Annotated in this window: 30 protein-coding genes and 1 tRNA gene; 18 read left to right on the top strand and 13 right to left on the bottom strand. The window is 55.8% G+C overall.

The features are described from left to right. Positions 1-2: 2 nt before the first annotated feature. The 4 genes from AC1RSM_RS15910 to AC1RSM_RS15895 are packed head-to-tail and all read right to left on the bottom strand — an operon-like array spanning position 3 to position 2492. A complete protein-coding gene (locus tag AC1RSM_RS15910; protein ID WP_492933704.1) occupies positions 3-380 on the bottom strand; it encodes a RidA family protein in 378 nt (125 codons plus the stop codon). Then, positions 380-1288: an alpha/beta hydrolase gene (locus tag AC1RSM_RS15905; RefSeq protein WP_492933523.1), complete on the bottom strand. Its 909-nt coding sequence runs from the start codon at positions 1286-1288 to the stop codon at positions 380-382. Before AC1RSM_RS15905 ends, AC1RSM_RS15910 begins: the two co-directional genes overlap by 1 nt. Beyond that, positions 1285-2157: a tryptophan 2,3-dioxygenase gene (kynA, locus tag AC1RSM_RS15900; RefSeq protein WP_492933522.1), complete on the bottom strand. Its 873-nt coding sequence runs from the start codon at positions 2155-2157 to the stop codon at positions 1285-1287. The genes AC1RSM_RS15905 and kynA overlap by 4 nt, the downstream gene beginning before the upstream one ends. Beyond that, positions 2154-2492, bottom strand: a complete 339-nt coding sequence (locus AC1RSM_RS15895; protein WP_492933520.1) for a hypothetical protein — start codon at positions 2490-2492, stop codon at positions 2154-2156. The genes kynA and AC1RSM_RS15895 overlap by 4 nt, the downstream gene beginning before the upstream one ends. A gap of 113 nt (positions 2493-2605) precedes the next feature. On the opposite strand from AC1RSM_RS15895, the gene AC1RSM_RS15890 reads away from it, so the two are divergent. The 13 genes from AC1RSM_RS15890 (at position 2606) to AC1RSM_RS15830 (ending at position 14528) form a co-directional block, all read left to right on the top strand. Then, positions 2606-3094, top strand: coding sequence for an Lrp/AsnC family transcriptional regulator (locus tag AC1RSM_RS15890; RefSeq protein WP_492933519.1), 489 nt, complete (start codon positions 2606-2608; stop codon positions 3092-3094). A gap of 134 nt (positions 3095-3228) precedes the next feature. Beyond that, positions 3229-3921 carry a GntR family transcriptional regulator gene (locus tag AC1RSM_RS15885; protein ID WP_492933518.1) on the top strand — a complete coding sequence of 231 codons (693 nt, stop codon included), beginning with the start codon at positions 3229-3231 and terminating at the stop codon, positions 3919-3921. A 36-nt stretch (positions 3922-3957) separates the two neighbouring features. Continuing rightward, complete coding sequence (ilvD, locus tag AC1RSM_RS15880; RefSeq protein WP_492933517.1) at positions 3958-5670, top strand: dihydroxy-acid dehydratase; 1713 nt, start codon at positions 3958-3960, stop codon at positions 5668-5670. Between the two features lies 1 nt (position 5671). Then, positions 5672-6568 carry an NAD(P)-dependent oxidoreductase gene (locus tag AC1RSM_RS15875; RefSeq protein WP_492933516.1) on the top strand — a complete coding sequence of 299 codons (897 nt, stop codon included), beginning with the start codon at positions 5672-5674 and terminating at the stop codon, positions 6566-6568. Between the two features lie 13 nt (positions 6569-6581). After that, positions 6582-7367, top strand: coding sequence for a hydroxypyruvate isomerase family protein (locus AC1RSM_RS15870; RefSeq protein WP_492933515.1), 786 nt, complete (start codon positions 6582-6584; stop codon positions 7365-7367). Positions 7368-7422: 55 nt separating this feature from the next. Next, positions 7423-8370, top strand: coding sequence for an NAD-dependent epimerase/dehydratase family protein (locus AC1RSM_RS15865; RefSeq protein WP_492933514.1), 948 nt, complete (start codon positions 7423-7425; stop codon positions 8368-8370). Between the two features lie 54 nt (positions 8371-8424). Then, positions 8425-9465: a TRAP transporter substrate-binding protein gene (locus tag AC1RSM_RS15860; protein ID WP_492933513.1), complete on the top strand. Its 1041-nt coding sequence runs from the start codon at positions 8425-8427 to the stop codon at positions 9463-9465. A gap of 68 nt (positions 9466-9533) precedes the next feature. Beyond that, complete coding sequence (locus tag AC1RSM_RS15855) at positions 9534-10037, top strand: TRAP transporter small permease (protein WP_492933512.1); 504 nt, start codon at positions 9534-9536, stop codon at positions 10035-10037. After that, positions 10030-11322: a TRAP transporter large permease gene (locus AC1RSM_RS15850; RefSeq protein ID WP_492933511.1), complete on the top strand. Its 1293-nt coding sequence runs from the start codon at positions 10030-10032 to the stop codon at positions 11320-11322. The genes AC1RSM_RS15855 and AC1RSM_RS15850 overlap by 8 nt, the downstream gene beginning before the upstream one ends. A 19-nt stretch (positions 11323-11341) precedes the next feature. Beyond that, a complete protein-coding gene (locus AC1RSM_RS15845; RefSeq protein WP_492933510.1) occupies positions 11342-11671 on the top strand; it encodes an NIPSNAP family protein in 330 nt (109 codons plus the stop codon). Beyond that, a complete protein-coding gene (locus AC1RSM_RS15840) occupies positions 11668-12618 on the top strand; it encodes a 2-hydroxyacid dehydrogenase (protein WP_492933508.1) in 951 nt (316 codons plus the stop codon). The genes AC1RSM_RS15845 and AC1RSM_RS15840 overlap by 4 nt, the downstream gene beginning before the upstream one ends. A gap of 277 nt (positions 12619-12895) precedes the next feature. After that, on the top strand, positions 12896-14017 hold the full coding sequence (locus AC1RSM_RS15835; protein WP_492933507.1) for an alpha-hydroxy acid oxidase: 1122 nt from the start codon (positions 12896-12898) through the stop codon (positions 14015-14017). Between the two features lie 85 nt (positions 14018-14102). After that, the gene (locus tag AC1RSM_RS15830) at positions 14103-14528 is read left to right on the top strand and encodes a GFA family protein (RefSeq protein ID WP_492933506.1); all 426 of its coding nucleotides are present in this window, start codon (positions 14103-14105) and stop codon (positions 14526-14528) included. A 61-nt stretch (positions 14529-14589) separates the two neighbouring features. On the opposite strand, the gene AC1RSM_RS15825 is transcribed toward AC1RSM_RS15830, so the two are convergent. Then, a tRNA-Thr gene (locus AC1RSM_RS15825) sits at positions 14590-14665 on the bottom strand. Between the two features lie 248 nt (positions 14666-14913). Between AC1RSM_RS15825 and cysP the strand changes: the two genes are divergently transcribed. The 3 genes from cysP to cysW are packed head-to-tail and all read left to right on the top strand — an operon-like array spanning position 14914 to position 17654. Then, the gene (cysP, locus tag AC1RSM_RS15820) at positions 14914-15918 is read left to right on the top strand and encodes a thiosulfate ABC transporter substrate-binding protein CysP (RefSeq protein ID WP_492933505.1); all 1005 of its coding nucleotides are present in this window, start codon (positions 14914-14916) and stop codon (positions 15916-15918) included. Positions 15919-15921: 3 nt separating this feature from the next. Then, positions 15922-16812, top strand: coding sequence for a sulfate ABC transporter permease subunit CysT (gene cysT, locus AC1RSM_RS15815; protein ID WP_492933504.1), 891 nt, complete (start codon positions 15922-15924; stop codon positions 16810-16812). Further along, positions 16809-17654, top strand: a complete 846-nt coding sequence (gene cysW / locus AC1RSM_RS15810; RefSeq protein ID WP_492933503.1) for a sulfate ABC transporter permease subunit CysW — start codon at positions 16809-16811, stop codon at positions 17652-17654. Before cysT ends, cysW begins: the two co-directional genes overlap by 4 nt. Before the next feature lie 196 nt (positions 17655-17850). On the opposite strand, the gene AC1RSM_RS15805 is transcribed toward cysW, so the two are convergent. The 5 genes from AC1RSM_RS15805 to petA all read right to left on the bottom strand — a co-directional run bounded on the left by AC1RSM_RS15805 (position 17851) and on the right by petA (position 21974). Further along, complete coding sequence (locus AC1RSM_RS15805) at positions 17851-18276, bottom strand: ClpXP protease specificity-enhancing factor (protein ID WP_492933502.1); 426 nt, start codon at positions 18274-18276, stop codon at positions 17851-17853. Positions 18277-18282: 6 nt separating this feature from the next. After that, on the bottom strand, positions 18283-18891 hold the full coding sequence (locus AC1RSM_RS15800; protein WP_042485699.1) for a glutathione S-transferase N-terminal domain-containing protein: 609 nt from the start codon (positions 18889-18891) through the stop codon (positions 18283-18285). A 125-nt stretch (positions 18892-19016) separates the two neighbouring features. Continuing rightward, positions 19017-19871, bottom strand: a complete 855-nt coding sequence (locus AC1RSM_RS15795) for a cytochrome c1 (RefSeq protein ID WP_492933501.1) — start codon at positions 19869-19871, stop codon at positions 19017-19019. Between the two features lie 19 nt (positions 19872-19890). Next, the gene (locus tag AC1RSM_RS15790; protein ID WP_492933500.1) at positions 19891-21279 is read right to left on the bottom strand and encodes a cytochrome b; all 1389 of its coding nucleotides are present in this window, start codon (positions 21277-21279) and stop codon (positions 19891-19893) included. A gap of 50 nt (positions 21280-21329) precedes the next feature. Next, on the bottom strand, positions 21330-21974 hold the full coding sequence (gene petA / locus AC1RSM_RS15785) for a ubiquinol-cytochrome c reductase iron-sulfur subunit (RefSeq protein WP_492933499.1): 645 nt from the start codon (positions 21972-21974) through the stop codon (positions 21330-21332). A 125-nt stretch (positions 21975-22099) separates the two neighbouring features. On the opposite strand from petA, the gene mscL reads away from it, so the two are divergent. Next, the gene (mscL, locus tag AC1RSM_RS15780; RefSeq protein ID WP_492933498.1) at positions 22100-22555 is read left to right on the top strand and encodes a large conductance mechanosensitive channel protein MscL; all 456 of its coding nucleotides are present in this window, start codon (positions 22100-22102) and stop codon (positions 22553-22555) included. Positions 22556-22736: 181 nt separating this feature from the next. On the opposite strand, the gene AC1RSM_RS15775 is transcribed toward mscL, so the two are convergent. After that, positions 22737-23513, bottom strand: a complete 777-nt coding sequence (locus AC1RSM_RS15775; protein ID WP_492933497.1) for a Nif3-like dinuclear metal center hexameric protein — start codon at positions 23511-23513, stop codon at positions 22737-22739. 25 nt (positions 23514-23538) lie between these two features. Here AC1RSM_RS15775 and AC1RSM_RS15770 point away from each other — a divergent pair, with 25 nt between their 5' ends. Beyond that, positions 23539-24708: a S1C family serine protease gene (locus AC1RSM_RS15770; RefSeq protein WP_492933496.1), complete on the top strand. Its 1170-nt coding sequence runs from the start codon at positions 23539-23541 to the stop codon at positions 24706-24708. A 238-nt stretch (positions 24709-24946) separates the two neighbouring features. On the opposite strand, the gene tatC is transcribed toward AC1RSM_RS15770, so the two are convergent. After that, positions 24947-25714, bottom strand: coding sequence for a twin-arginine translocase subunit TatC (gene tatC / locus AC1RSM_RS15765; protein ID WP_492933495.1), 768 nt, complete (start codon positions 25712-25714; stop codon positions 24947-24949). Next, complete coding sequence (gene tatB, locus AC1RSM_RS15760; RefSeq protein ID WP_492933494.1) at positions 25711-26202, bottom strand: Sec-independent protein translocase protein TatB; 492 nt, start codon at positions 26200-26202, stop codon at positions 25711-25713. Before tatB ends, tatC begins: the two co-directional genes overlap by 4 nt. Between the last annotated feature and the right edge of the window lie 16 nt (positions 26203-26218).

Raw genomic sequence — 26218 nt, 5'->3', positions numbered from 1 at the left:
GCTTAGGGAATCATCGAGTAGGCCACCACTTCCAGCTTCATACCCGGCACGACTAACGCAGCCACGGCAACGCTTGCCCGGTTGGGAAACGGCTCGGAGAAAAATTCGCGATACACCGCGTCGATGGCGGCCATGTCGGCAACATCAGTCATATAAATCAGAACTTGGGTGACGTTTTCCAAGGTGCCGCCTGCCGCTTGCGTGGCCTGCTGCAGATTGAAAAAAGTCAGGCGTGCCTGATCCTCGATGGACCCTGTATCTATGCTGCCATCGGGACGTACCGGCCCGTGCACCGAGAACAGCATGTCGCCCTTGGCCTTGACCGCCCATGAAAAAGCTTGCTCAAGAGGCGGCAGTCCGACGTCGATAACTTGTTTCATCATGTGCTCCGGGTAGAGGTGGCTGGCAGCGACGCAAAGAGCGTGTGCGTGGCATCGCCTAAGCTCGTGTTGGGACGAGCCAAGTCAAGAATGACATTGAAGTGATTGCGTGCTGGCACTTCGATAAGCGGCAGCCGCAGCGCATCTTGTGACTGGAGGGCATCGGCGAATGACTGGCTCTGGCGCTTGAATTCCGAAGTTTCCACTTCCCCCCAGCTGATGATGGAGGGAGGAAACCCCGTCAGATCAAGCCCTTGAGGGCTGACCGCCTGTGCGCTGGCCAAGTCTAGAGAGAGCGCCTCGTTGATGCTGGTGCCAATAAGGGGTTCAAGCTCATAGACGCCGGAAACCAGGATCGCTGCGGCAGGCGTTCCAACAGGCAAATCAGCATCGTCTTCCCAAGCGCGCAAGCAGCACATGGCTGCCAAGTGTGCACCCGCAGAGCTACCGGCAACGACGATGCGTTCAGGGTCAAAGCCCAGCTCTTGCGCATGTTGGTGCAGCCAGCGCAAGGCTTGGCGACACTCAAGCACCATGTCATGGACGCGGGCCTGTGGTGCCAGGGTGTAGTCGATAGCAGCGAAGGCGATGCCCGCTGCCGTGCAATCCGGGGCAGCGAACAAGGACGAGGCCTTGGAGAGCTCCTGCCAGTAGCCACCGTGAATAAACAGCAGCAGCGGAGGCATTTGATCCGAGTCGTTGGGCTCAGGCAGGAAAAGGTCGAGCTTATGCGCCGCAGCACTGCCATAGGCCAGCTCAACATGCCGGGAGCCGCTTTCCAGTGCCGCTTTGCTAAGCGTGGCGTATTCGTCCAGGAAGGGGGCATAGTTCCCGCCTATACAGGAGCTGGGCGAATACTCGCGCTCCCGTTCTTCCAGCGAGAGCAAGGAGTTGGGCGCCTGCGTCACAGCGCGGTCCGTACAGTCCAGATTTCTGGGAACAGCACGACGTCCAGCATCTTTCTCAGATAGCTGACGCCTCCCGTGCCGCCAGTGCCTCTTTTGAAACCGATCACGCGTTCCACTGTCGTTACGTGACGGAATCGCCAAAGACGGAAAGCATCCTCGATGTCGGTCAGTTTTTCGCCAAGCTGGTACAGGTCCCAGTGAGCATGAGGGTCACGATAGACCTGCAGCCATGCGGCTTCGACTTCAGGGCTGGCGACGTAGGGCTGGGTCCAGTCGCGTTCCAGATGGTCGGCGGGAATGGCGAAGCCTTGGCGTGCCAAAAGGCGCAAAGATTCATCGTAGAGCGAAGGGGCGCGATAGGCCGCCTCAACTTGGCTCAACAGATCGGCCCTATGCGCATGGGGCTTGAGCATGGCCGCGTTTTTGTTGCCTAGGGCGAATTCAATACAGCGATACTGCGCGCTCTGGAAACCGCTGGAGCTGGCCAGATAAGGCCGCATGGCGGTGTATTCCGGCGGGGTCATGGTGGACAGGACAGTCCAGGCGCTGACCAGTTGCTCCATGATGCGTGAGACACGCGCAAGCATTTTGAAGCTGTCTGCGTAACGGTCGGCAGCGACTGAGGCAGTGGCGGCGTTCAACTCGTGCAGCATCAGCTTCATCCAAAGTTCGCTGGTCTGATGCTGAATGATGAACAGCATTTCATCGTGGGCAGGCGAGAGTGGATGCTGAGCGCCCAGCACTTCGTCCAGGTGCAGGTAATCACCATAGCTCATGGATTGGCTGAAATCCAACTGCGCCTTTTCTTCTGAAACGATGCGCTCTGTCTCGCTGACTCCTTGGTCAGTCGATGCTTTGGAAGCATTCATTTGTTCTGTTCCCGATACGTTAATAATGGCGTGTGCGACATGCCGGGCATGCCGCGCTGAGTCAATAGAAAACCAAAGTCGCGTCGTTTGCGGAAGTCGCTGCGTCGCGCTTTAGGGGGATAGCGGCAGGGTGTGGTGTGCGCTGCCGATGATTGAGCAAGCGGGTGCTCGAAATCCGGTGGCGGCAGACGGCCTGCCTTTTCAAAGTACCAGCTTATGCTAAAGCTGATCTTCTCTGGCTGCGTATCTTGCCGCAAGGTCTCCAGCAGCGGCAGGTGGGGGATACCCGAGTAAGCGGGTAAAGAAGTACAGGGGGAATCTGTCTGTGGTTTCATTATTTAGTCCCACTTAAATTTATGCTTTGATCTTATTTATTTAACGCTGTTGTGCCAAGCCGTTTTTCATAGGCGCATAATTTTTTCTTTAAATCGCTAAAAATGGATTTTTTATGCAAATAGAACTGGATGAGGTGGACTGCAAGTTATTGGCCGAGCTGCAGCGAAACGCCAGGTTGACGACAAGCGAGCTGGCGCAAAAAGTGGGCATATCGCAGTCGCCTTGCTGGCGTCGCATTCGGCGCATGGAAGAATCCGGGCTGATCTCGGCATATCAGGCACGGCTGGATAGGCGCGGTTTGGGCTATGGGGTGGTGGCCTTTGTCAGCATCAGCGTCGACTTTCAAAATGAAAAACGCTCGGTAGAGTTTGTGGAGGCTGTGCGCGATATTCCGGAGGTGGTGATGTGTCATGGCATAGCCGGCCCGGCGGACTTTTTGCTCATGGTGGTGGCCAAAGATCTGGATAGCTATTCCGAGCTGCTGCAACGCAAGCTGCACCGTTTGCCAGGTGTTCGGCAAGCGCAGACCAGCTTCTCTTTGCAAGAGTTCAAGGGCCTGAATGAGCTGCCGATACCGGCGAAAGCGGCCTCTATCGTCTGATTTTTTACGGTGCCAACCCTTGACGCCCGAATGAGAGGCGTAAGGGTTAGCTCTATTTGTTGTCGCCGTAGTCCGTCCTTAGAATTGATCAAATATCACAGATCTTTGCTCGAATTCACTTTTGACGGAACTTAATGAACCACTCAGATGCTGCCAGCACCAACGCTCCGCTTGAGGCTTTTCAACCCATCGTCAGGCAATCGGTCAACGAAGCGGTCTATCAAGCGTTAAGCAATAAGTTGATGCATGGTGAGTACCGTGCTGGCCAAGTGCTCGGCATTCAGTACCTGGCTGATGCGCTGGGCACAAGCACGATGCCTGTGCGTGAAGCACTACGCCGTCTTGTGGCACAGCAGGGGCTGGAGCCCTTGCCCAATGGCACGACGCGTGTCCCTCTGATTACCAAAGCCTGCCTGAGCGATATTCGCCGCGCCCGTGTCCTGATCGAAGGCACGGTCACGGAATGGGCTGGCCCTCATCTCACCCCGGCAGTACTGGACCGGCTGGAACAGCTGGCGCAAGAAATTACTCAAGAGCGCCGCACGCCCCAAGGTGTGAACAGCAGCCTTGAAAAGAACCGGATCTTTCATTTCACGATCTATGCCGCCGCGCAGTCCCCCGTCATGCTCGCCATGATCGAGAGCCTGTGGCTGCAGTCGGGTGCTTACCTGCGTGAAACCCGCGAGCAATTGCACAACAAGGACTCCGCAGATCATCTGCATGAATCCACCGTCAAAGCGCTGCGCGCCGGAAACTTCACCGAGGCACGTCAATACATTCAGGAGGATGTCTCCTGGGTTTTTGATCGCCTGGACCTCGCCGATTAAATCGATCCTCTAACAATTACTCATCCACCAAAGACCATGCTAAAAAAACATCGATCAAAAATGGTTACCGAGGGCGCAACCCGTGCCCCGCACCGAGCTTTTCTACGTGCTACTGGCTTAGATGACGACGATCTGGACAGATCCATGGTCGCTATCATCGGCACCGCCGGAGACAATACGCCTTGCTCTAAATCGCTAGGCCCTCAGGCAGACAGCGTTCGTCTGGGTGTGGCTCAAGGTGGTGGCGTGCCCGTCATCATGAACACGATTTCCGTGTCTGACGGCACGTCTATGAGCCACGCTGGTATGCGCATGAGCCTGGTGTCTCGCGAGCTGATTGCCGACAGCATGGAAGTAGCCGTGCGCGGTCATGGCTATGATGCTTTGGTGGGGTTGGGCGGATGCGACAAGACGCTTCCCGGCACGTTGATGGCCATGGCGCGGCTTAACGTACCTTCCGTTTTTATTTACGGTGGTTCCATGTTGCCGGGCTACTCGCCCGACGGCACTGAAAATACGGTGCTTACCGCTATCGAAGGCGTGGGCCGCTACCAGACCGGGGCGATTTCCCTGGAACAGCTGCACGGTATCGAGCGTACCTGTGCCATGACGGTTGGTTCCTGTCCGGGCCAGTTCACCGCTAATACCATGGGCATGGTGGCAGAGGCCCTGGGCCTGTCTTTCCTGGGCTCGTCCACCGTCCCCGCCGTTTACAGCCAACGGCACGCGCAGGCTCGCCGCGCTGGCCGACGTGTGATGGAAATCCTGGCTAATGGCGGTCCACTGCCGCGTGACCTGATTACTCGCAAGAGCCTGGAGAACGCCACGGCCGCCGTGGCTGCGACGGGCGGATCGACCAACGTGGCTTTGCATATCCCTGCCATTGCGCATGAGGTCGGCATTCGCTTCACCACGGACGATATGGCCGAGGTGTTCAACCGCACGCCACTGATCGCCGACTTGCAGCCGGGCGGACGCTATCTGGCCCGAGATCTGGATGTGATCGGCGGTGTCCCTGTGGTGTTCAAAGCACTCTTGAAAAGCGGCCACATGCACGGTGATGTGCTGACCATTACGGGCGAAACCTTGGCGGAAGCGTTGGCAGATTTTCCCGATGTGGATGGTCGTATCGTGCGCGATACCGAACAGCCTATTCATGCCTCGGGTGGTTTAGTGGTGCTCAAGGGCAATCTTTGTCCCGATGGGGCACTGCTGAAAATTGCCGGTTTGAAATCTCTGGTCTTTGACGGACGCGCACGCGTGTTCGAAACCGAAGAAGACTGCATGGCGGTGGTGTCCAAGCAAGCCTATGAAGAGGGCGATGTGCTGATCATCCGCAATGAAGGTCCTAAAGGCGGCCCTGGCATGCGCGAGATGCTAAGCGTGACCGCCGCTATCTATGGGCATGGCAATGGCGAGAAAGTGGCGTTGCTAACAGACGGCCGTTTCTCCGGTGCGACGCGCGGTATGTGTATCGGCTATACCAGCCCCGAAGCGGCAGCAGGCGGGCCGATTGGCCTGGTCCGTGATGGTGATCGCATCACGATAGATGCCACGCAAAGCAGCATTCATCTGCATGTTTCCGAAGAAGAACTGGCTGTACGCAAGACGCAGTGGCAGCCCTATGTACGTGATCGCTTGGCGGGTGCGCTTGAAAAATACTCACGCTTGGTCGGTCCAACCCACGAGGGGGCGGTGACGCACTCGGGTGCTGCCGAATGGCCGCTGGAAACCAACGAGGACGAATGAGATGAAGCTCGGTTTTTGCGGTTTAGGATTGATGGGCGCTGCGATGGTGCAGCGCCTGCTGAAGGCGGGCCATGAGGTAAAAGTCTGGAACCGTTCCAGAGAAAAGGCTGAGCCACTGGCAGCGCTCGGCGCACAGATTGTGGACAGTCCACGCCAGGCAGCTGAAAACACCGACGGTGTTTTGTTATGCCTGTTTGATGCTAAGGCGGCTGAAGCCGTGGTGTTTGGCCCCGAAGGGATTGCTCAGGCAGCCGGACTTAAATGGCTGGTGGATCATTCCAGTATCGACCCCGACGCCACGCGTCGCTTGGCGGCTCGTTTGGCGCAAAGTGGCGGAGCAGACTGGATAGATGCCCCGGTCTCCGGCGGCATTCCTGGAGTGGAGGCCGGTACGCTGGCCATCATGACAGGCGGCAGTGAAACCCATATGCCAGAGGCCGAGGCCGCCATGCGCGCCTACGCTGGCAATATCACCCATATGGGTCCGTCCGGAGCAGGGCAGGCGACCAAGCTGTGTAATCAAGCCATTGTCGCTACCTCTATTGCGGCACTGGCCGAAGCCATTGGCTTTGCACAGCGCAATAACATCAAGGTAGATAAGCTGGCGTCCGCGCTGGCGGGCGGTTGGGCTGATTCCAAACCTTTGCAGATCTTTGCGCCGCGCATGATTGAGGCCCAGGAAAAAAGTATCGGTGCGCTGTCCACCATGCTCAAGGATATAGACACCTTGATCGCCAATGCTCAACAAAGTGGCGCACCTATGCCGGTTGCGGCCAGTGTGCAGCAGATGTTGCGCGTGGCGAGCGCCATGGGCTTGGGGCAGGCTGAAGTTTCCGCCGTAATTAGTGTCGTCCTGCCCGAGCAGCGCGACGCTTTCCTTCGACAAATAGACGGTTAAGACAGGCGGGCTCATGCAACTATCCGCTAACCTCAGCTGGTTGTATCGACATCTGGACTGGAGCGAACGCTTTGAGGCTGCGGCGGCCGATGGTTTTCAGGGTGTAGAAATTTTGCTGCCCTATGACCATCCCACCGCTTGGTATGCCCGCCAGCTGCAAGCCGCCAAGTTGGAACTGACGCTCATCAATACGCCTATAGGTGAGGGTCAAGGTAGGCTGGGCTGGGCGGCAATTCCCGGCGCACAAACCCAGTTCAGGGAAGCCTTTGATCGCGCCCGCGCTGTTGCGCAGGCGACCGGATGTGGCCGCATCCATGTCATGGCGGGTGATGTGAGCGGTTTGGCTCACGAGGCCTGCCAGGCCGCACTGCACAGCAATCTGGAATATGCCTTGGCTCTGGCCGAAGCTGATGATGTGGTGCTGACGCTGGAGGCGCTTAACCGCAGCGATATGGCTGGCTACTTCTACCATTTACCCGAGCAAGCGATAGAGGTGCTGACGCATTTCAATGCTCCACGCTTGCGGCTGCAATTCGATTACTACCACTGCGTCAAAGAAAGCCTGGATGTGCCTTCCAGCGTTGCGGCTTGTGCTCCCTGGATAGGGTATGTACAGATAGCTGGCGCAGAAGGGCGTCACGAGCCTGATTTGAACCAGCATGGTTTGCTTGCAGGCGTCGCGGCTTTGCCTGACTTGGGTTACGACACGTGGCTGGGCTGCGAATACCAGCCCCGTGCGCTACCGTCAGAGGGCTTGGTATGGTGCCAGCCCTTGCGTGACCGTGGGGTGCTGGCATGAGGTTCGCCGCAGCGATCACGCTGTTGGCCGCTTTCTGGCCGTTTGGAGATCAGCCATGAAGCATGTCTTGATTACGGGTGCCAACGGCTATATCGGCCAAGCGCTTGCCTGTGCTGCCGCCAAACTGTTGGCAGCCAATGAGATCCAAAGCCTGACGCTGACCGATCTTGCTCTTGACGATAAAACTTACCATCACAACGCCGGGGTGCGTTGCGTCAGTGGGGACTTGTCCGATAAGGCGGTGCTGGAGGCACTACTGACGCCTGCGCCGGATACGGTTTTCCATTTAGCTTCGGTGACCAGCCGGAGAGCGGAAGAGGATTTCGCGCTGGGTTTGCGCGTCAATATTGACGGCACGATGGGCTTGTTGGAGCGGTTGCGGCAGCAAGGGCAATGCCCGGTTGTGGTGTACGCCAGCAGTATCGGCGTCTTTGGCACACCGCTGCCTGAGCATGTGGATGACGATACTGCCGCCGCACCCACCTTAAGTTACGGGACCCAAAAGCGGATGGTGGAGCTGCTGTTGGCCGATTACAGCCGCCATGGTTTTCTGGATAGCCGCTCCGTTCGTCTGCCCACCGTGGTCGCCAGGCCCCTTAGTGCCGAAACGGCGTTGTCCTCATTCGCCAGCTCCTTGATTCACGCACTTGCCGCCGGCAAGACCTACGACTGTCCTATCGGACCGCAGGGCTGGATGTGGCTGCTATCTCTGCCAGCATGTGTCCAGCATCTCCTGATTGCAGCCAGGCTAGAAGCGGCCCGACTGCCCGCCGGCCGGGTATGGAATCTTCCCGCTCAACGACTACAGGTCGCGGACCTGATACAGGCATCGAAATCTCGCTATGGATCGGGGGCAGATGCTGGCTTGAGCTTTCAGTCCAATCCCCAGTTTGAACAGCAGTTTGCCCAGTGGCCGCCATTGACGACCGCCATCGCCACGCAGTTGGGCATGTATCACGACGGCGATGCGAAGACCTTGATTGAACAGGCCCTTGTTTCCTGAAGGGCCTACTTAACTATACCTATAACGATCTACCACCAAAAAAGGATTTCCCCCATGAAGAACCGATGGATTTCTCGCCTGTTGGGTATTGCCTTAACTAGCCTGGGTGTGGCGGCTGGCCCTGCGAAAGCGGATAAACCTGTGGAGCTGACTTTTTCGGCCTGGATTCCGCAAACCCATGTTCTGGTGGCTAACTTCATGAAGCCCTGGGCCAAAGAGGTGGAGCAGGCTACCGAAGGACGCGTCAAGGTCAACTTCCTGACTAAAGCCGTCACCAACCCGGTCGGGCATCTGGATGCAGTACGTAATGGCATCGTCGATCTGGCTTTTATTTCCTATTCCTATTACCCCGGCAACTTTGATTTGATGAAGTTCGCCATGTTGCCTTTTTCGGGCAATAGCGCCGAGTCCACCTCGCTGGCGGCGTGGGATATCTACAGCAAGTATCTGCAAGATGCCAAAGAGCATCGCGGTATCAAGTTGCTGGGTATTTATGGTCACGGCCCAGGCAGTGTCTACACCACCGAAAAACAGGTGCAAAACATTGCCGATTTTGAAGGCCTGAAGTTGCGTATCGGCGGCGGCATGCAGGCTGACTTGTCCAAGGCGCTGAAAGTCAACGCGGTGGTGAAACCGGCTTCCGAGTCCTACGAGCTCCTGAGTACCGGCGTAGTAGATGGGGTGCTGTTCCCGCCTGAGTCCGTTGCGTCTTTCCGTCTGGATACGGTGGTCAAACATGCGACGGTTTTCCCTGGCGGTCTTTATGCAGACCTGCACGGCATCATCATGAACCCGGCTGCATTTGATCGTTTGTCTGAAAAAGACCGCGCCATCGTGATGAGTCTTTCCGGTGAGCACATTGCCCGCATGGGTGGCAAGGCCTGGGGTGATGCTGATACGGCGGCCATGAAAGTTCTGCAGGAACACAATGTGCAGTTCCATCCTGCCAGTGATGAGCTTATCGCTGCAGTCAAAGAGCGCACGGCACCCTTTGAACAAACATGGCTTGCTGCAGCAAAGGCCAAGGGCATAGACGGACCCGCTGTGTTGGCAGAGTTCCGTGCCGACCTTAAAGAGCGGGAAAGCGGTAATTGATCAGCGTACCCAGACTGTCTTAAACCTGCTGTGCGCCCTGTGCGCCAGCAGCCCCGGAGCTACAAATCATGAACTCCTTTGTCTCTTTACTAAGAGCAGGTCTTCGACGTGTGACTGAGTTATGCATGGTCTCGCTGGCCTTGCTGACCTTGGCAGACGTGTTAGGGCGCTACATTTTCAACGTCTCGGTTATGGGCGCGGTAGAACTGACCGAAATACTAATGGTAGGTGTCATCTTTTGCGGCATCGTGTTTGCAACCATGGAGCGCGAGCATGTGGTCGTTGATCTGATGCCTATCCCCGGAGGGGAGAAGGGCGCTCGTGTCGTTCATGTCTCCAGCCATTTGCTGGCAGCGGGAATCAGCGCTTTGTTGGCGATGGTCAGCTGGACACAAGCCGAGTCGGCTGCCGAATACGCCGACCAGACCACCTTGCTGGGGCTGCCGCTGGCCCCGGTTGTTTATTTCATGAGCATCATGCTGTTCGTCAACACCATCGTGGAGCTGAGTCAGCTTCGACGAGATCTGCGCGCAGATACGGCACATCTGGAAGAAGAGGCAACGAATGACTGAAGCGCTTATTGGCTTTGCAGCCATGCTCCTCTTGATCTTCCTGCGAGTGCCGGTGGCATTTTCCATGGCCCTGGTGGGATTCATTGGCGTTGGCCTCATGCGCAACTGGCCTTCTGCCTACGCGATGACTGGCGCCGTCGTTCGTGAAAGCGGTTTTCAATATCTGTTGTCAGTGCTGCCGCTGTTCATTTTGATGGGCAATTTCATCACTCAAGCCAAGTTGTCCAAGGAGCTTTACGCCGCCGCGTACGCCTTTTTAGGCCATAGAAAGGGCGGGCTGGCCATGTCCACGGTTGTTGCCTGTGGTGGCTTTGGTGCGGTGTGTGGTTCCAGCCTTGCGACGGCGGCCACCATGTCCAAAGTGGCCTATCCGGAAATGCGCAGACTGGGTTACAGCCGTGCACTGGCTTCCGGTTCGATTGCTGCGGGCGGCACGCTGGGCATCCTGATTCCACCTTCTATCGTCATGGTGGTCTATGCCATCTTGACCGAACAAAGCATAGGCAAAATGTTTGCTGCCGGTATTTTGCCCGGCTTGCTGGCCATCGTCTTTTATCTGTTGGCAGTCAGGTGGACGATATGGCGCGACCCGAAAGCGGGGCCTCCCGGCGAGCGTATGAGCTGGAAAGAGCGATTGCTGGCGTTGCGTGATGTCTGGGGCGTGCTGGTGTTGTTTGTCATCGTCATGGGCGGGATTTATGGCGGGATCTTCAGTTCTACGGAAGCGGCCGGCATTGGCGCCTGCGGAGCGTTCCTGTTCGCGTGGCTGCGTGGCCGCTTGACCTGGCAGGTGCTCTCCAATGTTCTGGTTGAGTCTGCGCGGACTACGGGCATGCTCTTTATGGTGTTGATTGGGGCTTTGCTGTTCTCCAGCTTCATCAACTTCACCTCCATGCCTGGCGACTTGCAAGACTGGGTGCAGCAGTTCGACATGAGCCCGATCGTGGTGATCTTATTGATCTGCGCGATATACATCGTTCTGGGCAGCGTGCTGGAAAGCATGTCCATGGTCTTGCTGACAGTGCCTATTTTCTACCCGCTGGTGCAGCACCTGGGTTTTGACCTGATCTGGTTCGGGATCATCGTGGTGGTGGTCACTGAAATCAGCTTCATCACCCCGCCTGTGGGCATGAACGTGATGGTCCTGAAAAGCCTGCTGCCTGACGTGAAGATGAGCACGCTGTATCGGGGCGTCATCCCCTTTGTGGTCGCTGACGTTTTCCGTCTGGCGGTGCTGCTGGCTTTCCCTGTCATTTCGCTGCTGTTGCCAAAATATCTTGGATAAGCATAAAAGGATTCGCAACATGATTATCGACCAAAGAACCTACACCATCCCGACCGGCTTGCTGCGTGATTTCTTATCCCTGTATGCGACGGAAGGGCGCGCTGTCCAAATTGAGCATTTGGGTGCTTGTCAGGGTTACTACACCACGGAAGTTGGCGAGCTAAATCAGGTGGTGCATTTATGGGCTTACGAAGATATGGCTGACCGGGAGGCGCGTCGCAGCGCGCTGGAAGCCGATCCCCGTTGGTTAGCTTATCGCCGCAAAGCCTCTGCCGCAGGCCACGTTGTGCGCCAGAGCAATGCGCTGCTTAAACAAGTCGATTTCGACATCTTTACGAGCAAGGCATGACCATGACCCATAAAATCCTTCAAGCCTGCCCCTTGCCGCCTCCTCTGGCAGGCAAGCTGCCTGCCTTGGGCTCGGTCGAGACCCTGAGCGATGCGCCGGACCAAGCGGCTTTCTTGCGCGAACGTGGTGGCGAGTTCACCGTACTGATCACCACCGGGACGCAAGGCGCGGACAAGGCGCTGATTGATGCGCTGCCTAATCTAAAGGCTATTTGCAGCCTGGGCGTAGGCTACGATGCCATCGACCTGGAGGCCGTCCGGGCGCGCGGCGTGGTGCTGAGCAATACGCCGGATGTGCTTAACGATTGCGTGGCCGATTTGGCTATGGGATTGTTAATTGATGTGGTGCGCGGTATCTCCGCCTCCGACCGCCACGTCAGACGTGGGGACTGGCCTCGGGTCGGCCCGACGATGCCAAGCACACGGGTCAGCGGCAAGCGCCTGGGCATGTTGGGTATGGGCAGAGTCGGCCAAGTCATTGCGCGGCGCGCTAGCGGCTTTGATATGGAGATCCGTTACCACACGCGCACGGCCAAACCCGAGCTGTCCTGGCAACATGAGCCCTCGCTGATGGCTTTGGCCCAATGGTGTGATTTTCTTATCGTCGCGTGTCCGGGAAGTCCTGAAACCTTCCATCTGGTCTCGGCTGAGGTTCTGAAAGCATTGGGGCCTCAGGGCTACCTCGTCAACGTTGCCCGGGGTTCGGTCGTGGATGAGAAAGCGCTGGTTGCTGCATTGGAAAACGGCCAATTGGGCGGTGCCGGGCTGGATGTGTTTGAAAATGAACCAGAGGTGCCTGCCTCATTGCTGAGCAACGAACGGGTCGTGGTGCTGCCGCACGTGGGTAGCGCAACCCGTGAAACCCGAGCAGCCATGTGCGAGCTGGTGTTGAGCAATGTGGAGAGCTTTCTGTCGGAAGGGCGTCTTGTCACGCCAGTCGAGCTATAAGCCTTAATGAGAAGAAAGCAGTGGCTGACGCGAATCACGTGAGCCGCTGCTTTAGCAGGGCAGAGCGGTAGTTTTCGTGGCTTGGCTGCTGCTTTGCTACGTAAAGTGGGACCGCTCAGATTATCTGAGTGAGGGTTTCTGCCAGTATGGTCCAAACATTGTCTTGAGCTCGTGCAGCAGACCTTTGACACGGCTGTATTCAGCCATATACTTGATGCTTAAACAATTAGATTGAATCGGATTAATAATCCGGCATCAGGTGGAGAACACTCGCATCATGCGACTCAATATCGAGGATTACCAGACGGCTGCGCAGCGCTGCTTGCCCCGCTTTGTCTATGACTATGTGGCCGGTGGTGCAGAAGACGAGTTATGTCTGGCCCGTAACAGGGCTGATCTACAGGCCCTGACCTTGTCTCCACGTAGCTTGCGCGACACCTCGGCGGTTAATACCGCTATCGATGTCTTCGGACGGCGCTGGTCCGCTCCCTTTGGGGTTGCGCCGGTTGGCCTGATTGATGTGGTTCGGCCTCATGGGGATGTGCTGGCAGCCCGTGCTGCAGGTAAAGCCGGCTTGCCATATATCTTGTCCACTGCATCCAATAGTCCTTTGGAGCAAGTGCGCGAAGTCTGCGAAGGACCATGCTGGATGCAGCTATATGTCATGCAAGACAGGGGCATGGCCAACTCCATTCTGGATCGTGCTCGCCAAGTGGGTTTCGAGGCCCTGGTGTTGACGGTAGATGTGCCGGTTGGCGGGTACAGAGAAAAAGATATACGTCACGGCTTCAAATTGCCGTTCCGCCCAGGTCCGCGCTTGTTGCTGGATATGGCATCACAGCCTCGCTGGCTGTTGCGTCAGGCTCGGGCGGGCCAACCCCAGTTTGTCAATCTAATGCCAGCAGAAGGGGCCAGTTCGGCGCAGGCACAAGCGGCTTTGCTGGCACGAAGCATGGATCGTAGCCTGGTGTGGGACGATGTAGCTTGGTTGCGCTCCAAGTGGGACGGCCCCGTGTTGATCAAAGGCGTATTGCATCCCGAAGATGCGCGTCAGGCGCTGCAATACGGCGTTGATGGCCTTATCGTGTCCAATCACGGAGGGCGTCAGCTCGACTGTGCACCCTCCACTATTAGCGTGCTGCCGCAGATCATGGATATCGTTAAAACGCAGATGCCGGTATTTATTGATAGTGGCTTCAGACGCGGTGCAGATGTGGCCAAAGCCATCGCCTATGGCGCTACCGGAGCCTTCTTGGGCCGTGCGGTTGCCTATGGCTTGGCTCAAGGCGGCGAGCAGGGCGTATCCGAAGTTTTGGCTTTGATCGCTCAGGAGTTGGAGCGAACGATGGTTCTGCTAGGGGCCGCATGCCCGGAGGACTTGGTTCAATGCCATGTGTAGTCGCTACGTGCTAGATAGCGTAGTGCAGCACGAAGTCTGTTGCTCCAGGACTTGCTCAATCCGTGACCAGGCACTATAGATAAGGGTGGAAAAACCTAGCGGGAGTATTCTTGTGAGAGGAAGCTGTCTTTGCCAAGGAGTGGTTTTTGAACTGGATGGTGCGGTGACAGAGTTGCTGTATTGCCATTGCAGTATGTGCCGTAAATTCCACGGCTCTGCATTTCGGGCGCGCTGTAAAGTGAATGCCGGGGAATTCCATTGGTTGCGGGGGCAGGAGCTTGTTCGGTTTTATGAGTCATCGCCAGGAGAGCACCGGGGTTTCTGTTCCACCTGCGGCTCAAATATCCTGACTAAATTCGATCAAAAACCAGAAGAGTTGGGCTTGGCGCTAGGGGTGTTGGATGATGATCCCGGCCTGCGTCCCACTTGCCACGTCTTTGTGGGCTCAAAAGCCCCATGGCATGAAATCAAGGATGATTTGCCCCAATATGAAGGATTTGCGCTGGGTTAGACGCTTTTGGGGCAGATAAAAAAACGCCAAGCTTTTAAAAGCTTGGCGTTTTTCTTATTCGTGGTGCCGGCTAAAGGAGTTGAACCCTCGACCTTCGCATTACAAGTGCGCTGCTCTACCAACTGAGCTAAGCCGGCGAATTGACGATTATAGCCGGGTTTTTTGTGAAGATGCAATCGCTAGAAAAAGATTCTTGCAGTTCGTGTGCCACGGCCCTAGCCGATAGATAGGTTCTGGTTATAAGAGCATGATGAAAATGTCGTTTTAAATGCCTTTTCCCCTACCCATAATCTGATCTATCCAAGCTGCGCTTATATAGATAGCACGCACTCGAACATCAGTGATGGGGCACAGGATGCCGCGTCAGGGAACTCTGGGGAACACCATGAAATTGAAGTCTGTTGTTGGCTCTGCCTTGTTGTTGTCGTCTTTGCTGGGTGGCGCAGTCAGTGCCCAGGTCTCCTTGCTCAACGCTTCTTTTGACGTGGCCCGCGAAACCTTTGCGGCAATCAATCCCAAGTTTGTTGAACATTGGAAGGCCACAACAGGCGAAGACATTAAGATTGATCAGTCTTTCGCTGGCACCTCCCGTCAGGCTCAGGACATTATTCAGGGCAAGAAAGTGGACACGGTGACCTTCAACCAGGTCACGGATATTGAGTTCCTGGCTGATCGCGGTGCGGTCGCCAAAGATTGGGCCACTAAATTCCCGAACAACAGCTCCCCTTACTACAGCACCATCGCTTTCCTGGTGCGCAAAGGCAATCCCAAGAACATCAAGTCTTGGGATGATCTGGCCCGTGACGACGTGAAGCTGGTGTTCCCGAACCCCAAGACTTCAGGCAACGCACGCTACACCTATTTGGCTTCCTGGCTTTACGCCAATGAGGCTTTCGGGGGCGATGAAGCCAAGATCAAGGACTTCGTAGGCAAGGTGCTGGGTAACGTAGAAAGCTTCCCTACGGGTGGCCGTGGCGCTACCGTGGCCTTTGCTCAGAACGGGCAAGGCGATGTATTGCTGACTTTTGAATCCGAAGTGATCAATATTGCAGCCAGCGACGAGTTCAAGGGCAATGAGCTGGAAGTGGTTGTGCCACCTGTCAGTGTTTTGGCTGAGTTTCCGGTTGCGGTTGTAGACCGTGTAGTGGATCAAAAAGGGACTCGCAAGGAAGCGACTGAATACCTGAAGTTCCAGTACACCCCTGAAATTCAGCGCTTGCTGGCCGGCTTTAACTACCGCGTAACAGATCCTGCGGTAGCCAAAGAGTTCGAGTCCAAGTACGCACCCGTGAAGCTGATCAATCCTACCGATGTATTGGGTTCTTGGACCGAGATCCAAAGCCGCCACTTTGCGGCTAATGGAGTACTGGATCAGTTGCTGGCCAAGTAATTTATGAGCCGTACTCTTGTGGGCGAGGCGCAGAACTCCGGGGCGAAGTCTGCGCTTAAGCCCATCTTCTTTCTGCGCCGCCCCGTTATGCCAGGTTTTGGGCTGAGCTTTGGCTTTAGCGTCCTGTACCTGTCCATTATTGTGCTGCTGCCTTTATCGGCTTTGTTCATGTACGTCAGTGACATGAGCCTGGCTGATTATTGGCGTGCCATTACTGACCGACGCGTCGTCAGCAGTTATCAGGTCACCATCAGTGCAGCGTTCTATTCCACGGTCATTGCCACCTTGGTGGGGTTCATCATTGCCTGGATTATTACGCGCTTTGAGTTCCCCGGCCGTCGCTTGATTGATGCCCTGGTGGATTTGCCTTTTGCTTTGCCAACCTCTGTGGCTGGGTTGACCTTGGCCACCCTATTTGTGCCAGGTGGTTGGTTTGGCCAGTTCCTGCCAGAGGGCTGGAAAGTGGCTTATCAATACCCCGGTATTGTGTTGGCCATGACTTTCACCAGCTTGCCCTTTGTTGTGCGAATTGTGCAGCCTGTGATTGAAGAGCTGGGGGCCGAGTACGAAGAAGTAGCTCACACGCTGGGTGCCAATGCTTGGCAGACCTTCAGCAAAGTGGTGTTTCCGCCGCTGATTCCCGCGCTGGTTACCGGTGCCTCCCAAGCCTTTATCCGCAGCCTGGGTGAGTTCGGTGCCGTGATTATGATTGCCGGCAATATTCCGTTCAAAACTGAAGTGTCGTCCCTGATGATTTTTGTACGTCTGCAAGAGTTCAACTACCCGGCAGCAGCAGCAATTGCTTCAGTGATTTTGATTGCATCCTTGCTGCTCTTGTTCACGCTGCAGTTAGTACAGAACCGCTTGCTGGGTTGGCAACGGAGGGCATCTTGAGAAAAAAACCTAAAAGTGCTGCCGACCGGCTGATTCTGGCTTTAGGAGTGCTGTTGGTTCTGGGCCTGCTGGTCGTGCCTTTATTGCTGATTTTCTCTAAAGCCTTGGGCGACGGTTTGCCGGCTTTGTGGGGCAATCTGCAAGAAGACTATATGTTGCATGCCATCGGGCTGACTTTGTTCGTGGCAGTGCTGACCGTGCCCTTGAACATGGTATTTGGCATCCTGTTGGCCTGGTGTTTGACGCACTATCAGTTCCGAGGCCGTCGCTTGCTCAGTACGCTGGTGGACTTGCCTTATGCGGTGTCGCCCGTGGTTGCAGGTCTGTGCTATCTGGTGGTCTACGGGGTGGAGTCCTCCCTGGGGCAGTGGCTTAGCGCCCGTGATATTCAGCTGATGTTTGCTTGGCCGGGTATCTTGATGGTCACCATCTTTGTGACGACGCCCTATGTGGCGCGTATTTTGATTCCCATCATGCAGGCGCAGGGTTCCGATGCTCAGGCTGCTGCTTTGAGTCTGGGAGCCAATGGTTGGCAGATCTTCTGGCATGTGACCCTACCAGACATCAAATGGGCGTTGTTGTATGGCGTGGTGCTGACCAATGCCCGTGCGATTGGTGAGTTTGGTGCTGTGTCGGTGGTGTCGGGAACGATCATGAATCAGACACTGACCTTATCGTTGCTGGTGGATCAGCTCAATAACGATAATAAGGCTGCGGCCGCCTTTACCGCTGCAGCTTTGCTGGCTGTGTTCGCCATGGTGTCGGTGATGCTCAAGAGCCTGCTGGAGTGGCGTGTGGCGGCAGGTCGCCGTCGCAATCAGGCGGAGGCGGTGCAGGCTTAAAGGCGCTTGAGGCTCTCAAACACAGCTTTGGCAGCAGGTGATAACGAGCTGCCGAAGCCGAAGCCGAAGCCGAAGCCGAAGCCGAAGCCAAAGCAAGAGCCTAATCCGAAACCAGGCCACTAAGCAGGAACGTGGACTTGTACCCAAAAAAATAGAGCCCCATGGGGGCTCTATTTTTGTCTGCGTCGAACGCGCCTTATTTAACGATCTTAAGGTGCGATACCTTATCAGCGTCTTTCTTGGCTGCAGGTGCTTCTGGTGCAGCCTCGGGAGCCGCGTCTGGTGCCTCACCTTCTTGGTAGGGCTCGGACTCCACGACTTCAAAACCCATACCAGCGCCTGTCTCGCGAGCGTAAATAGCCGACACTGCCGCCACGGGTACGAAGATGTCCTCAGTGACGCCGCCAAAGCGGGCCTGGAATTCAATGTACTCGTTGCCCAGGATCAGGCCGTTGGTGGCTAGATGCCCGATATTCAGGGTGATTTGACCATCCTGAATATGGCCGCGTGGAACGACAGTGTTGGCGTCTACGGTAACCACAACGTGTGGGGTGTAACCGTGATCGGAACACCATTCGTGTAGCGCGCGCAGCAGATAAGGCTTGGTCGAGGTTTCTTGCATAATGAATTAGCGACGCATTACTTTTTCGGAAGGCGTCAGTGCTTCGATGTAAGCAGGACGGGAGAACACACGCTCGGCGTACTTTTGTACGGGAGCTGCGCTCTTGGGCAGTTCGATACCGTAGTGGTCCAGACGCCAGAGCAGGGGAGCAATCGCCACGTCCAGCATGGAGAACTCTTCGCCCAGCATGTACTTGTTCTTGAGCAAGATGGGAGCCAACTGCGACAAGTGGTTGCGGATCTGCTGGCGGGCCAGGTCTTGTGCTTTGGCATCGGCGTTGCGGCGGTCTTCCAGGGCAGCCACGTGCACGAACAGTTCCTTTTCAAAGTTGTACAGGAACAGACGCGTGCGAGCGCGCATGGTGGGGTCCGCAGGCATCAACTGGGGATGCGGGAAGCGCTCATCAATGTATTCATTGATGATGTTCGATTCGTACAAGATCAGGTCACGTTCTACCAGGATAGGCACCTGTCCGTAGGGGTTCATGACGGCGATGTCTTCAGGCTTGTTGTACAAGTCGATGTCGCGGATCTCGAAATCCATGCCTTTTTCAAACAACACAAAACGGCAGCGTTGCGAGAATGGGCAGGTCGTTCCAGAGTAGAGCACCATCATGATAGGAGATTCCAGTCGTAGAAATAAAAACAAGAGCCTCACGGCTCAGAATTTAAAACCGTGCAATGGGTTTTAACAATAAAAAGCCGGGCAGACCAGGTGGTCTGCCCGTCTAGCATAGCGTTTTACTTGATGTCTTTCCAGAAAACGCTGTTCAGTCGCCATGCAACGGCAAAGAACAACAGCAGGAACAAGATCACACCCACGCCGATTTTCTTGCGCTCCAACTGAACGGGTTCAGCCATCCAGTCCATGAAGTTGGCCAGGTCAGCCACATCGCTGTCGTACTTGGCAGCGGCTTTGGCGTTGACCGGTTCCAGCTTGACCGTGTCAGTCGCGTGGCCGGTGTAGTTGGCCAGCACTTCTTTCTTGACGTCGGAGAAGCCGGCTGGATCGTACGTAGCCGTGGTCTTGACCCATTCCTTGCTGCCGTCATCTTTGGCTACTTCAGCCACAGTGGTGCGGTGCAAGGTCGTGCCACCTTGGCGCTCCCACATGGCGTGAGGCATACCCACGCTTGGGAAAACCAGGTTATCCCAGCCGGTGGGGCGGGATGCGTCACGGTAGAAGGTACGCAAGTAGGTGTAGATGTAGTCTGCGCCGCTAGGACCCAGGTTGGTGGACTTGGCACGTGCAATCACGGACAGGTCAGGAGGAGCAGCACCAAACCACTTCGTACCCATTTCTGGGGTCATGGCGATCTTCATCAGATCACCCACCTTGTCCGAGGAGAACAGCAAGTTTTTCTTGATGTCCTCTTCGGTCAGGCCAAGGTCTGTCAGCTTGTTGTAGCGCATGGAGTTGGCGCTATGACAGTTCAGACAGTAGTTCACAAACAGTTTTGCGCCATTTTGCAAGGCCGCCATGTCATTCATGCGGTTGGGCGCGCGCTCCAGGGCGTATCCACCTTCGGCGGCGCCAGCCACCGCGCAGGTCAGGGATAAGGCCAGAGCGCCAAGCAGTTTCTTAATCATGGTCATTCCGTTTCGTGTTGGGGGCCTAGTGAGGGCGGAAAGTCACGCGATCAGGTTCGGGTTTGAACGTACCCATGCGGCTCCATACTGGCATCAGCAGGAAGAAAGCTAGGTAGATCACCGTACCGATCTGACTCATCAGGTTGAACAGATCGTTCGGGGCCTGTGTACCCAAGTAACCCAAGATCAGGAAGTTGACGATGAAAATCGCGTACAGCACTTTGTGCCAGGTAGGACGGTAGCGAATCGACTTAACAGGCGATTTGTCCAGCCAAGGCAGGAAGAACAGGATCACAACTGTACCGCCCATCGCGACCACACCCCAGAACTTGGCGTCGATAACACGCAGCAACACGGCGACGGCGATCAGGACGGCGGGTACGGCCAAGCGCCAGATACCAGGCAGTTTGCCTTTGACGAACAGAACCAGAGCGCCCAGCACGGAAGCACCGGCCAGCACCCAGGTGAAGTCGGCAGTGGTGGCACGCAGCATGGAGTAGAAAGGCGTGAAGTACCAGACTGGAGCAATGTGCGGAGGTGTTTTCAGTGCATCGGCAGGGCTGAAGTTGTTGAACTCCAGGAAGTAGCCGCCCATTTCAGGGGCAAAGAACACAATCGCTGCAAAAACGATCAGGAAGCCAGCCACACCCAGAATGTCGTGAACCGAGTAGTAGGGGTGGAAGGGAATACCATCCAAAGGACGACCTTGTGCGTCTTTAGGGCCGTTCTTGATTTCGATGCCGTCGGGGTTGTTGGAACCCACTTCGTGCAGAGCGATCAAGTGAGCCACAACCAGACCCAGCAGAACCAGAGGCACAGCAATAACGTGCAGCGCAAAGAAGCGGTTCAGGGTGGCGTCGGACACCACGTAGTCACCACGGATGAAAATTGCCAGGTCAGGACCAATAAAGGGAATGGCCGAGAACAGGTTAACAATCACCTGGGCACCCCAATAGGACATCTGGCCCCATGGCAACAGGTAGCCCATGAAGGCTTCAGCCATCAGACAGAGGAAAATGGCAACGCCAAAGATCCAGACCAGTTCGCGAGGTTTACGGTAGGAACCGTAGAACAAGCCGCGCAGCATGTGCAGGTACACCACCACAAAGAACATGGAGGCGCCAGTAGAGTGCATGTAGCGGATGATCCAGCCACCAGGCACTTCACGCATGATGTATTCAACAGACTCGAATGCCAGCTTGGCATCGGGCTTGTAGTTCATGACCAGGAAAATACCGGTCACGATCTGGATAACCAGAACCAGCAGGGCCAAAGAACCAAAAAAGTACCAGAAGTTGAAGTTCTTCGGCGCGTAGTATTCTGACATGTGCTCTTTGTACATGGATGTCAGGGGGAAGCGCCTGTCAATCCATCCTAAGAGTCCTGTCGTTTCGACGGTTTTCTCGCCAGCCATGAAACGGCTCCTTTATCTTTTTAAATAGTACGTATTGGGTTACAGCCGCCTTAGGCCTTGTTGTCTTCGTCTACGCCGATGGTAACCATCATGCCGTCAGCCGAGAACTGGTAGGGCGGGATTTCCAGGTTGTCTGGGGCAGGCTTGTTGCTATAGACGCGGCCGGCCAGGTCGAAAGTAGAGCCGTGGCAAGGGCACAGAAAGCCGCCTTCCCAACCGCCAGGCAGGCCGGCGCCAGCGCCAGCGGCCAGATGCGGGGTAGGGGAGCAACCCAGGTGGGTGCAAATACCGATACAGATAAAGATTTCAGGGCGACGCGAACGGTATTCGTTTTTGGCGTACGCAGGGGTATAACCGGGACGATCCGAATCAGGGTCGGCCAACTGGCTGTCCAGTTTGGGCAGGCTGTCCAGCTGTTCTTTGGTGCGGTGCAGAATCCAGACGGGTTTCCCACGCCATTCAACGGTGCGCATCTGACCGGGGGCGATACCGGAGATATCGACTTCCACGGGAGCGCCGGCCGCTTTTGCCTTCTCGGAAGGGGCAAAGGAGCTGACAAAGGGAACAGCAGTAGCCACACCAGCGACACCACCTAACGCACAGGCGGTGGCTACCCACGTGCGGCGCGAAGGATCGGGCGGAAGGTTGAGATCAACCGCGCCTATGGCATCGGGCTGTGTCGTATTCTGACTCATTCTAGTATCCTTATTCCTGCCCGACTCGGGCGTACCACAATTTACGGATTTGGGCCTGGGTATATTATTCAACCGCACATTATACGCTTTACCCAGCGCAGCATAACTTCATCAAAGGTGAACATATGAACAAGGCTCGAGGTTTTCTCAACGAATTCCGGGAGTTCGCCGTCAAAGGCAACATGATGGACCTTGCAGTGGGTGTCATCATTGGCGCTGCGTTCGGCAAGATCATCGACTCGCTGGTAAAAGACATCGTCATGCCCGTCATCAGTTTCATACTGGGCGGCGAGGTGGATTTTACCAATCAGTTCACTGTCTTGCGTACACCAGAAGGCTATACCGGCCCACAAACCCTGGAAGCTCTGAATTCGGCGGGCGCTGTTGTTTTGTCCTGGGGTAACTTCCTGACTATTTTCATCAACTTCATCCTGTTGGCATTTGTGGTGTTTTGCATGGTCAAGATGATTAATCGCATGCGTGCCACGGTGGCCAAGGCCGAAGCTGAAGAAGCCGTACCCGAACCAACCCCTGAAGACGTGATCTTGCTGCGCGAGATCAGGGATTCGCTGAGAAAATAAAAGCGTAACCTTATCAAAGCTTTAAGGTGCCTTTCGGCACCTTTTTGTTTATGTAAACCTTCCGACGGGGTCAAGCTCGCCCGCGCCGGATGCCTGATTTTAGCCTTTCATGGCCTGGGCTTGTCTAGCCATGTGGCGGTTAAAGCTTGTTCAAGGTCATATGGGCTGGTTTTTCTTGACCTCAGATCGGGTTGTCCAGGTCGATGAATTCCACCTCGATGCCAAACTGGTGGGCGATTTCTTCACCCAGTGCCTTGGCACCATAACGCTCTGTGGCGTGGTGGCCTGCAGCCATGAAGGCGATATCGTTTTCCAGCGCACTATGGAAGGTTTGTTCTGAGGCCTCGCCGCTGATGTAAAGGTCGGCTTGCTCGGCAATGGCGCTATCAATAAAGCCCTGTGCCCCTCCTGTGCACCAGGCTATTCGGCGAATTTTCCGTTGTAAATCGCCAACAATCAGTGGCTGGCGTTGTAAATTATTGCAAACTGTCAGGCCGAATGTTTCCAGGGAAACTGGGTTGGGCAGTTCTCCCAGCCAGACCAGCCCATCCGGACCACAGGTTCGTGCTGCGCCGTTTGCATCGCGCAGCACTTCAATACCTAACTGGCGAGCGAGTTGGGCGTTGTTGCCAAATTCGGGATGAGCATCCAGCGGCAGGTGATAGCCCAAGAGGTTAAGCTGGTTTGTCAGGACGCGTTCGATGCGGGTTTTTCGAGCGCCAACAATACATGGGTTTTCGTTTTTCCAGAACCAGCCGTGGTGTACCAGGATAGCGTCCGCCTGGCGGGCAATAGCGGCATCAATGAGGGCCAGCGAGGCGGTCACCCCTGTGACGAGCTTGCTAATGTAAGGCTTGCCTTCAACCTGAAGCCCATTGGGACAATAGTCCTTGAAGCGGGTGACATCCAGGGTGCTATTGAGCCAGCTGGTCAGTTCGGTCGTTGATACCTGATTCATGGAAATCCTTATCTGAAAGAGTGCTATGCGTCGATTGTGGCTAGTGTTTGCTCAAGCGGTGACGATCTGTCTGGCGGGCTTTTTTATTGTGGTGACGCTGCGACCGCAGTGGGTAGGAGCACCCGAAGCACCTGTCCGTTCTATTAATACAGTGGTTCTGCCCGCGCCCGTCCCATCCTTGATTGCCGCGCCCGTCGCGCAAGAGGGCCCGCGGTCCTATGCCGCAGCGGTCTCCAATGCCGCGCCTGCTGTCGTTAATGTGTACACCAGCAAGCATTTGGAAGGCAATTCCCCGCTGTTGGAAGACCCGGAGCTGCAGCGTCTGTTTCGCGAACTGCCCGATTTGATGGGCCGTCGTTCCACGATCAATCTGGGTTCGGGCGTGATCGTACACGAGCAGGGCTATATCCTGACCAATTACCACGTAATTGAGGCGGCTGATGCCATCGAGGTGGCCTTGCCGGATGGCCGCCAATCCAAAGCGCGCTTGATCGGCTCAGATCCGGAAAGTGATCTGGCAGTCCTGAAAGTGGATCTGGCCAAGGTGTCCGTCATTCAAGCTCAGGCGCAAGACTTACTGCAGGTAGGCGATGTGGTCCTGGCGATCGGAAATCCCTTTGGCGTGGGACAAACCACGACGATGGGGATTGTGTCCGGCTTGGGGCGCAACCGTCTGGGCATCAATATTTACGAGAACTTCATTCAGACAGATGCGGCGATCAATCCCGGCAACTCGGGTGGGGCCTTGGTCGATGCCGACGGACGTCTGGTGGGAATCAATACGGCTATTTATTCCGAAACAGGCGGGTCCTTGGGCATTGGCTTTGCTATTCCTGCTTCCACGGCGCTGGCCATCATGAATGAGATCATCCGCAATGGAGAGGTGACTCGTGGCTGGTTGGGCCTGGAGCCTCAGGACATTACGCCTGATTTGATTAAGTCCTTTAAGTTGAAAAGCGACGCAGGTGTCATTATTGCCAGCGTTCAGCGGCATGGTCCTGCGGCGGAGGCTCACTTGCGGGTCGGGGATATTGTGCTGCGTTTGAACGGCCAGCAAGTGGCGGATTCAATTGGGTTGCTCAATCAGATTGGCCCCGTACAACCCGGCCAGACAGTGACATTGACCGTTTTGCGTGATGGTAAGGAACTGGACGTCGCCGTGAAGGTTGGTATGCGGCCGCAGGTGCGCACATAAATAGATTGACACCCCTGTCCTAGGCGTCACCATGCCAAGGCTTGGGCGGCGTGCTCAGGGCGTTCTGGCGCAAGGTAGCTTTCCAGCCTTGGTATGTATTTTGCCAGCGCTGCTGGCGGAAGCAGCAACACTCGATGTGATGTCTATAAAAAAATGGCTCTTATGTCTTGCCCCAGGTGGAGCAGCATAGAGAGCCATTTTTATTGCCTGCCGGAGGCTTTTCAGGAGCCTGGCGCGATTACAAATCCAGTTCGCGGCCTTCGCTGGTGGTTGCTTCCCGCTTTTTGATCAGACTGGCAGCCAAGATGCCTAACTCATACAAAATACATAAAGGAGCGGCTAACAGGATCTGGCTGACCACATCAGGTGGCGTCACAATGGCGGCAATCACAAAGGCACCGACAATGACGTAACCCCGAATTTCGCGCAGCTTGGCAACGGTTACCACGCCTGTTTTCACCAGAAGAATGACCGCGATAGGCACTTCAAACGTGATGCCAAAGGCCAGGAACATCGTCATGACAAAGCCCAGGTAGGCTTCGATATCAGGTGCGGGCGTAATCGATTGCGGAGCAAAAGACGCAATAAAGTGAAAGACGGTGCGAAACACCACGAAATAACAGAACGCCATGCCGGCGATGAACAGCAGGGTGCTGGTCATGATCAGCGGCAAAGCCAGTTTCTTTTCGTGGTTGTACAAGCCAGGAGCAATAAAAGCCCAGGCTTGATACAGGACTACGGGCAAAGCCAGCACAAAAGCGGCCATCAGCGTCACTTTGACCGGCACCATGAAAGGGGTAATCACCCCGGTGGCGATCATGCGAGTGCCTTCTGGCAGGGAGCTCATCATGGGCTGCGCCAGAATGTCATAAATGACAGAAGCGCCTGGATAGGTGAACAGCACGATGAAAATCCCCACCACGGCGATCACGGCACGCAGCAGGCGGGTGCGCAGTTCGACCAGGTGGGAGATAAAGGTATCTTCTTGAGGCGCGTCGGAGCTCATGCCGTAGGTCCTTTAGAGGTAGGGGCGGGAGCATCCGTAGGACGGGGAGCGTCGTCACTGGCTGGCGCGGCGGGCGCTGGCTGGGCGGCTGCATCCTTTGTCGCAGGTTCAGCAAGCGTGGGGCTTGCTGGGGCGTCGGGTTGCGGATCAGTCGTATCGGTTTTGGCCGAAAAGGCTTTTTGCGCAGAGTCCGACGCTTGTTGCAGTGTGTCGCGAGCTTCAGTTAGAGGCTGGCTTAGACTTTTGCCCGTGTCTTCAACGGAACTGCGCACCGAGCGCGCAGCATCCTCCATCTGGTCCTTGAGTTTATTGACTTCGTCCAGATTAATTTCGCGCTGTATATCGGTCTTGACCTCGTTGACGTAGCGCTGAGCGCGGCCAAGCAAGTGACCGACAGTACGTGCGACTTTAGGCAGACGTTCGGGACCGATGACAATCAGGGCAACCACTCCAATCAGGAGTAGTTCGCTAAAGCTGACATCAAACATTAAGACTCACACAAAA

This window comes from Alcaligenes sp. GW821-FHT11D07, assembly GCF_058808495.1.
The sequence above is the reverse complement of the archived record's forward strand: the minus strand, read 5'-3'. Positions and strand labels throughout refer to the sequence as shown.